At 69.4% G+C, this 8,007-nt stretch carries 6 protein-coding genes and 1 pseudogene; 3 read left to right on the top strand and 4 right to left on the bottom strand.

The features are described 5' to 3' along the window. On the top strand, positions 1 to 1,550 hold a 1,550-nt coding region (locus ACM2XV_RS10165), incomplete at its 5' end, for a hypothetical protein (RefSeq protein WP_487026846.1). A 255-nt stretch (positions 1,551 to 1,805) separates the two neighbouring features. On the opposite strand, the gene ACM2XV_RS10160 is transcribed toward ACM2XV_RS10165, so the two are convergent. The 3 genes from ACM2XV_RS10160 to ACM2XV_RS10150 all read right to left on the bottom strand — a co-directional run bounded on the left by ACM2XV_RS10160 (position 1,806) and on the right by ACM2XV_RS10150 (position 4,264). Further along, positions 1,806 to 2,540 carry a hypothetical protein gene (locus tag ACM2XV_RS10160; RefSeq protein ID WP_344777229.1) on the bottom strand — a complete coding sequence of 245 codons (735 nt, stop codon included), beginning with the start codon at positions 2,538 to 2,540 and terminating at the stop codon, positions 1,806 to 1,808. A gap of 129 nt (positions 2,541 to 2,669) precedes the next feature. Further along, the gene (locus ACM2XV_RS10155; protein ID WP_487026845.1) at positions 2,670 to 3,674 is read right to left on the bottom strand and encodes a magnesium transporter CorA family protein; all 1,005 of its coding nucleotides are present in this window, start codon (positions 3,672 to 3,674) and stop codon (positions 2,670 to 2,672) included. A 20-nt stretch (positions 3,675 to 3,694) separates the two neighbouring features. Beyond that, entirely contained in the window at positions 3,695 to 4,264 is a 570-nt protein-coding gene (locus ACM2XV_RS10150) for a TetR/AcrR family transcriptional regulator (RefSeq protein ID WP_487026844.1), read from the bottom strand. A gap of 98 nt (positions 4,265 to 4,362) precedes the next feature. Here ACM2XV_RS10150 and ACM2XV_RS10145 point away from each other — a divergent pair, with 98 nt between their 5' ends. Both ACM2XV_RS10145 and ACM2XV_RS10140 read left to right on the top strand, forming a co-directional pair. After that, the gene (locus ACM2XV_RS10145) at positions 4,363 to 5,325 is read left to right on the top strand and encodes an alpha/beta hydrolase (RefSeq protein ID WP_487026843.1); all 963 of its coding nucleotides are present in this window, start codon (positions 4,363 to 4,365) and stop codon (positions 5,323 to 5,325) included. Between the two features lie 146 nt (positions 5,326 to 5,471). Next, complete coding sequence (locus tag ACM2XV_RS10140; RefSeq protein ID WP_487026842.1) at positions 5,472 to 6,869, top strand: MFS transporter; 1,398 nt, start codon at positions 5,472 to 5,474, stop codon at positions 6,867 to 6,869. A 284-nt stretch (positions 6,870 to 7,153) separates the two neighbouring features. Here ACM2XV_RS10140 and ACM2XV_RS10135 read toward each other — a convergent pair. Beyond that, positions 7,154 to 8,007 (bottom strand): annotated as a pseudogene (locus tag ACM2XV_RS10135) (hypothetical protein); the annotation flags it as partial.

Below are 8,007 nucleotides of genomic sequence, written 5' to 3'. Positions count from 1 at the left end.
CGCTCGTCGTTTCTGGCGTCGACACGGGTGACGGGCTCTATTTCCCCATCATCAACGGCACCGGCGCCCCTGGCTCGTCGGTGACGGCGACCCAGGCTCCCGCGCCGGATGCGCCGGCGCTCGCCCGTCACCACACAGCGGCGATACTGCCTGCTGTCGCTCACCCACGGGCGGTCTTCGTGACGTCGATCGCGAATGTGACGCACAGCAGCTCGACGACGGTCGGATCCAGCGGCTCGTTCACGTTGGGCCCGCTCAGCTGGGTGCAGCCCGGCGCGGACGGCACTGTCCGCCTCATCATCACGCAGCGCGCCCCCACCGGGGACACGACTACGACGACCGTGACGGCGAAGATGCCGAAGCAGACGCTCGGCCTGTCGGCGCCGCTCGGCTCTGACGGTTCGCAGCTCACGATCACCGGTGTCGAGGGCGCCACCGTTCTGGTGCGCTTCTCAGACGGCACCGAGCGCCAGGTCGTGCTCAACGATTCCGGGCGTGGGGCGACCGCGATCCCGGCGCGGGCGACCTCGGCGACAGTTGCCTACGCCGACCCGAAGACCGGTAGGGACGGGCTTGCCCAGACGGTGCAGCTCGCGCAGCTGCCCGTGGCGAAGGCCTCCGGCAGCACGCCAGACAGCACCGGTGGTTCCAAGCCGGGTACGGGCAGCGGCACCGAGCCTGGCACAGGCAGCGGTACCGTCGGCGGCGGTACCGGCGAGGGCAACAGCAACCCGGGCAACCCGGGCGGCGGCAGCACCAGCCCGGGCAACGGCACCGGCACCGGCAACGGAACTGGAAGTGGCACCGGGAGTGGTGCCGGCACCGGGAATGGTGGCACTGGCGGCTCCGACAACGGCGGCAGTCCTGGCCAGGGCGGTGATAGCGGCAGCGGTGGTTCCGGCCAAGATGACCAGACCCCTCGGCAGGTGACCGATGTGAGTATCGACACGGGCGACCATAACGAGTTGTACCCGGTCATCAGTGGCAGCGGGATCGCCGGTGCAACCGTTTCCGTGGCCGTCGACGGTGGGCCGCCAACCTCACCGGTAGCCACTACCGAGGTGGATGACGACGGCCACTTCGTATTGCCTGAGCTGGACCATCTTCCTGAAGGCGCACAGACCGTCACTCTGTATCAGAGCGTGGACGGGTCAACATGGAGTGATGGGCTCAATGAGTCGATCACCCTGAACAGCCTGAACGTTGAGATCACTAAAACGTCAGATGGGCTCTTGGGTAGCAAGACCACGGCGGTTATTACCGGGGCATCCGGGGCGGAGGTCGCGATTAATGTCGATGGCCTGGTGCTCGTGGACGTGCCGTCGTCGAGGACACTGGATGGTGGTTCTGCCTCGATCGATCTGGGCTCGATCAGCGCGCTGGTTACGGTGACTGTGCACTATGTTGACCCGAACGACGCCGCGCGAATTGGCCCTGCGGCCAGCGCCAGCAACGCCCTCAGTATCGGGCTGTCTCTGCCGGCAATGGCGGTGACTCACATCGCAGCCGACGTCGAGCGGCTGTTCCGCCTCGAGCTGCGCGAAGTCTGACGCACCGAGACGTGCCGAAATGGTGCTCCGCCGCGGCGAGGCCCCATTTGGGAACGTCTCGGCGAGACATCCCGTCGCCCCTGCGGGCTCGGCCGCATCGGGAAGGGTTCCCTCGTTCACGTTTAGGGAGAGGGGGTCTCCATTCGGCTTCGCCGAGTCGACCAGCGGGCAGCCGAGTCGACCAGTCGGCAGCCGAGTCGACCAGTCGGCAGCCGAGCCGCCCAGCCAAAGCTCCGAGACGAGCGAACGAGCCGCCTACCCCCAGGCGGAGACCGGCGCCGCCACGATCGGCACGTTCACGGCGTGGAAGCGCGACCCGTAGCCGTAGTGGCTGCTGGCCCAGGGTGAGGCGATGATCGCCTGCTCGGTGACCGCGGGTGCGGAATCCGCTGCCAATGCATCGTGGATGCCGGCGAACAGCGAGCGGTCCAGCTGCTTCGCCACATAAGACGCAGCGATGCGCAGGTTCGCGTAGCTGCCGAAGCCGCCCCCGCCGCCCGAGCCGAGCCCGTTGTTCAGCGGGTTGTTGCGCAGGTACCAGCTCTGCGGCGAGTTCTCGGAGTCCATCCACTGCAGGATGACCGTGACGTTGTTCTGCGTGACCGGCAGCCCCGCGTCCTGCAGCACGAGGGCGGCCCAGTCGGCGTTGGTGACTCCGCCGACCGTGAGCGCCGGCGTGCCGCCCGGGCTGGTGAAGGTGGACGACTCGAAGGTCGTGTTCTCGACGGCGTCGCCCTTGACGTCTGAGCGTACGGTCAGCGACTGCGTGTGCGCGAGCAGCTGGCTCGCATAGAGCGTGTGCGAGCTCACGGTCGCGGCATCCGCCGGAATCGCGACCAGGGCGCTGCCGACGAGCAGCAGCGTCGCCGCCCCGGCGGTCGCCATGTGGCCGCGCGAGCGGGTGCGCTCTGCGCGCCTGCGGCCCTGGGCCTTCCCCTTCGAAGCGGGAGGAGCCTGGCGCAGCGATCGGCGGGTGGGGAAATCGGTCATGGAATCAGCGGGGGTGCGATGAAGGGGTCGGAATCACCACGGTTCGATCCGCGCCCTGTACGGGGGTAGGACGCGACTTTGCGAGGGTAGCAAACGACCCTGGCACCGGCCAGAGGCAGGTGAGCGGCGCTAGATCCAGCTCTTCCGCTTGAAGACGACATAGAGGATGCCTGCTGCGACGACCATCACCGCCGCACTCGCCACGAACCCCCACCACGTGCCGTAGCCCGGGTACGGCACGTTCTGCCCGAAGTAGCCGGTGACCGCCGTCGGCACGGCGATGATCGCGGCCCAGCTGGTCAGCTTCTTCATGACGTTGTTGAGGCGCGAGTCCTGCAACGAGAGGTTCGTCTCGAAGAGGGCCGAGACCATGTCGCGCACGGACTCGGTCCACTCGGTGACGCGCAGCACGTGGTCGTAGAGGTCGTCGTACGACGCGTCGAGCTCGCGCGGCGACCCCGCGTCGCGGCGGTGGCGCAGCACGCCGTTCACCACCTCGCGCATCGGCAGCACGATGCGGCGCAGCTGCACGAGCTCCTTGCGCAGGCGATAGGTGGCGCGCTGCACGCGTGTGGCGAGGACCCGCTCGTCGAACAGCACGTCCTCGAGCCCCTCGATCGCGTCGTCGAGCACCTGCACCGCGTCGAAGTGGCTGTCGACGACGGCATCGAGCAGCCCGTGCACGAGGGCGCCGACACCGTAGCGCAGCAGATCCGAGTTGTCGTTCCACCGCGCGACGAGCTCGTCGATGTCGAACTCGGGGCTGCGCACCGTGATGAGCCCGTGCTCGAACACGAAGGCCGACACCTTGTCGAGCCGCAGGCGCCCGGCGCGGTCGTCGTCGTCCGGCTCGTTCTCGGTGTCGTAGGCGGCGGCGTATGCCGTGAAGAAGGTGTGGCTCGCATAGCGCAGTGCCTTCGGCCGCTCGACGTGCGCGATCGCGTCTTCGACGGCGTTCGGGTCGAGGCTGAGCTCGCCTGCGAGCGCCTTCAGATCGGAGTGGTCGGGCTCGCACAGGTCGACCCAGGTGAGCACGTCGTCGCGGGCGAGGTAGTCCGAGATCTGCTCGAACGGGAAGTCCGTCGCGATCACGTGACCGTCGTGGTCCCACACGAGCGAGCGCAGCGTCCCCATGGGCGCAACGCTACCCGCGGTCAGATGCCGGCGGCGGCGATGAGCGCCTCGGCGGCCGCGCGGGCATGGCGCGCGGCATCCGTCGTGCCTGCGATCGCGGCAGTGGTCTGCGCGCCTTCCGCGAGGATCGCGAGTTGAGGGCCGAGGGATGCCGGGCCGCCGGCCGCCTGCACGAGGGAGTCGACGTAGCGCTGGAAGTCGGCCTTGTGATCGCGCACGGTCTCGGCCACGCGCGGGTTGGCGGCACCGAGCTCGCCGAAGGCGTTGATGAAGCCGCAGCCGCGGAAGTCGGACTCGTCGAACCACTCGGCGAGGTAGTCGTAGACCGCGAGCAGCTTCGCGCGCGGCTCGCGGATCGCGTCGACCTTGGCCGTCACGCCCTCGGTCCACATGCGGTGGCGCTCGCCGAGCACGGCGATGATCAGCTCGTCCTTCGCGGGGAACTCGTTGTAGAGCGCACGCAGCGAGACGCCGGCCGCGTCGCGCACCGCATCCATGCCGACCTGGCCGATTCCGCGGGCGTAGAACAGCTCGTCCGCGGCGTCCACGATCTTCTGCCGGCGGCCCTCTTCCGTGGTCTTCGCGTTCATGTGGCCAGTCTACTTGACAACGAGAACGATCGTTCTCTAGATTGGCTGACAGATGCGAGAACGACCGTTCTCAACAGTGCAGAAGGAGCGCGATTCCCATGAGCGGCAACCCCAAGAACATCTCCCTCGAACCGGCGGCGCAGGCATTCGTGGATGCCACGAGCGAGCCTCCGTTCCTCTATCAGCTCGCCCCTGAAGAGGGCCGCAAGGCCGTCGACGGCGTGCAGGATGAGCCGATCTTCAAGCCCGAGATCGACGAGGAATGGATCGAGATCCCCGGCGGCCCGACCGGCTCGGTCAAGGTGCGCATCGTGAAGCCCGTCGGCGTGACCGGCTCGCTGCCCGTCATCCTCTACACGCACGGCGCCGGCTGGGTCTTCGGCGACGCGCACACGCACGACCGCCTCGTGCGCGACCTGGCCATCGGCGCTCACGCCGCGGTCGTCTTCCCCGAGTACGACCGCTCGCCCGAGGCCCGCTACCCGCACGCGCTCGAGCAGGTCTGGGCGACCGCGCAGTGGATCGTCGCGTCGGGCGCCTCGAAGGGGCTGGATGCCACGAAGCTGGCGGTCGCCGGCGACTCGGTCGGCGGCAACATGACCGCCGCGCTGACGCTGCTCGCCAAAGAGCGCGGCGGGGTCGACATCAAGGGCCAGCTGCTCTTCTACCCCGTCACCGACGCGAACTTCGACACCCCCTCGTACGAGGAGTTCGCTGAAGGCTACTTCCTCACCCGCGAGGGCATGAAGTGGTTCTGGGACCAGTACACGACCGACGAGGCGCAGCGCGCCGAGATCACGGCGTCGCCGCTGCGCGCCTCGCTCGAGCAGCTGTCGGGTCTGCCCGCGGCACTCGTGATCACGGGCGAGGCCGACGTGCTGCGCGATGAGGGCGAGGCGTATGCCGCCAAGCTGCGCCGGGCCGGAGTGCCCACGACCGCCGTGCGCTACCAGGGCATCGTGCACGACTTCGTGATGGTCAACGGGCTGCACGACACCTTCGCCGCGAAGGGCGCGATCGCTCAGGCGGTGGCGTTCCTCAGCGACGTGCTGTCGGCGTAGGCATCCGCTCGCCGTCGCCGCCTCCACTCGCGCTGCTCGGATCCTCTTCACGCGCCTCGGATCCGAGCAGCGCGAAGCGGATCCGAGCGGCGCAACCGCGGGCGCCCCGGTCTGCGCCAGTGCGCGACCCGACGTAGGTTGGAGGGATGGTCAGAACTCCTGACGCGGGGCTAAGTGCCAACTCCGCGTCCTCCGCAGTCCCTGCTGTCTCCGCCTCCGACCGGGTCGCCACGCGCGTCACGCTCGCCTCACTCGTCGGGACCTCTCTCGAGTCCTACGACTTCTACGTCTTCAGCTACTTCAGCGCCCTGTTCAGCGCGTCGGTGTTCTTCCCCGCCGAGAACCACGCCGTGGGCACCCTCGCCGCGTTCCTCACGCTCGCGACCTCGTACCTCGTGCGCCCGATCGGCGCGATCGTCTTCGGGCACCTCGGCGACCGCATCGGCCGCCGCCGCACCCTGATCTGGACGGTCGGCATCATGGGAGTCTCGACGGCCCTCATCGGCGTGCTGCCGTCCTACGACCGCATCGGCATCTGGGCGCCGGTGCTGCTCGTCGCCCTGCGTGTCATCCAGGGCCTGTCGCTCGGCGGCGAGTGGGGTGGCGCGATCCTCATCGGCGTCGAGCACTCGACGGCCCGCCGCCGCGGGTTCTACGCCGCGATTCCGCAGCTCGGCTCGCCGATCGGCACCGTCATCGTCGGCGGGCTGTTCCTGCTGCTGAGCTCCACCATGAGCGCCGACGCGCTCGCCGGCTGGGGCTGGCGTCTGCCGTTCCTGTTCGCCCTGCCGCTGCTCGCTCTGTCGCTCTATCTGCGCGTGACGATCACCGAGACGCCGGTCTTCGCCGCGCTCCAGACGGCCCGGCGGGTCACGCGGCTTCCCGTCCTCGACGTCTTCCGCCGCCAGCCGGTCATGCTGGTCGTCGCGGTCGGCGCGGCCATGCTCGGCATCGGCTCGTACTCGCTGATGAACACCTATACGACGAGCTACGGCACCTCGGTGCTCGGCTTCCCACCCCAGGCCCTGTTCCTCGCGACGATCATCGGAAGCCTCGTCGAGATCGCGGCGATCCCGCTGTTCGGGCTGTGGGCCGACCGCATCGGCTCGGCCTGGATCGTCGCCATCGGCGCCGCCGCCACCCTCATGATCGCGTTCCCGATGTATGCCCTGCTGCCGCGCGCGACCTTCCTGATCCTCGCGGGCACGATGGTCGTCGGTGGCCTGCTGCCGACGCTCGCCTGGTCGGGGCTCGGCGGGTTGATGGCGGATGCCTTCGACCGCTCGATCCGCTACAGCGCACTGTCTCTCGCCTATGCCATCGCGGCGGCCCTCGCGGGGTTCGTGCCCCTGCTGACGCAGCTGCTCGCTGATGCCAGCCACAACGCGTGGTGGCACCCCGGCGTCATGCTCGGCGCGCTCTCGGTGATCACGCTCGTCAGCTCGATCGCGGCGGCGCGGGTCGCGCGGCGCCGGGCAGAGGACCGCCGCGACGAGGCCACCGTGCTCGCCGCGGAATCCGAGTCGGAGCCCGTCGCGGCCTGACGCGCCGCCGCCGTTCCCGCCGTTCCACCCCGTCTCGGGGCATCCCCAGGCTTCCCCAGGCGTCCCGGGGCATCCCCAAGCTTCCGCGGGCTCCCGGGGCTTCCGCGGGCATCCCCGGGCTTCCCCGGCGCATCCCCGGGCGTCCCCGGCGCGCCGCCCAAACTCACTCTTCGGGGCAGTTCGGGTCGCCTTTTCGGCGAAGAGACGGCCCGAACTCACACCTCGGGTGAATGAGGTGGATGACGTGGATGAGGTGGATGGAGGGGAAGGGGAACGGGGAAGGGCTAGGCGAAGGCGAAGATCGGGGGGACCACGACTGCCGCGGCCACGGCCCACGCTCCGTAGACCGGCAGGTAGCCGGTCTGCCACGCGAGGAGTCGTCTGGTCGAGGCATCCGCTCGGAATGCGCGGCGAGCGAGCAGCCAGGCCGTGCCGGCGAGCCCGACCAGCAGCACGAGGTTCACGCCGAGCGCGACCACGCGATTCGGCGTGAACCCGCCGTCGCCGATGCGGCCGAGCATCGCGGCGAGGGCGAAGCCGTTGAGTGCGAAGGCGGCGAGCACGAGCAGCAGCTGCAGGCGCTCCGTCCAGCCGGGGCGCGCGGTCGGCTGCTGCGCCGAGAGCACGTAGAGCACGAGCCCTGTGACCACCACCAGCAGCACGTCGACGACGATCAGCACCTCGCGATAGGCGCCGAAGCCTCCCGTCACCACGGCGCCGGCCAGCATCGCCAGCACGGCGATCGTGAACAGCGGCGTGAACACGCGGCCCAGCACGGGCGCCATGTTCTCGATGACCTCCTGCTTGGAATCGACGAGCCACGCCGCGACGACCGCTGCCCCTGCCGCCCCGCACGGCGCCACCCATTCGATGAGCACGGTCGACGGGTCGGCGCCGAGCGCCGAGAACACCGCCGCCGTGATGCCCATGAGCACCCCGCCGCCGAGAGCGATCAGCGCGAGATAGACGATCCACTCGCCGGTGAAGCGCACGAAGTCCATGCGGCCGGCCGCGGTGCGCCAGCCGGCGCCGGCGTAGAGCAGGCCGATCAGCAGCCACAGCACGATGGGCGCGTGCAGCCCGAAGATCACGAGCGTGTCGCCCCTGCCGCCGAACGGGTAGGCGAGCGCGAGCACGA

It is taken from the genome of Gryllotalpicola sp. CP2-P1, assembly GCF_057512245.1.
Note: the sequence above shows the minus strand (reverse complement) of the source record. Positions and strands in the feature narration are given on the sequence as shown.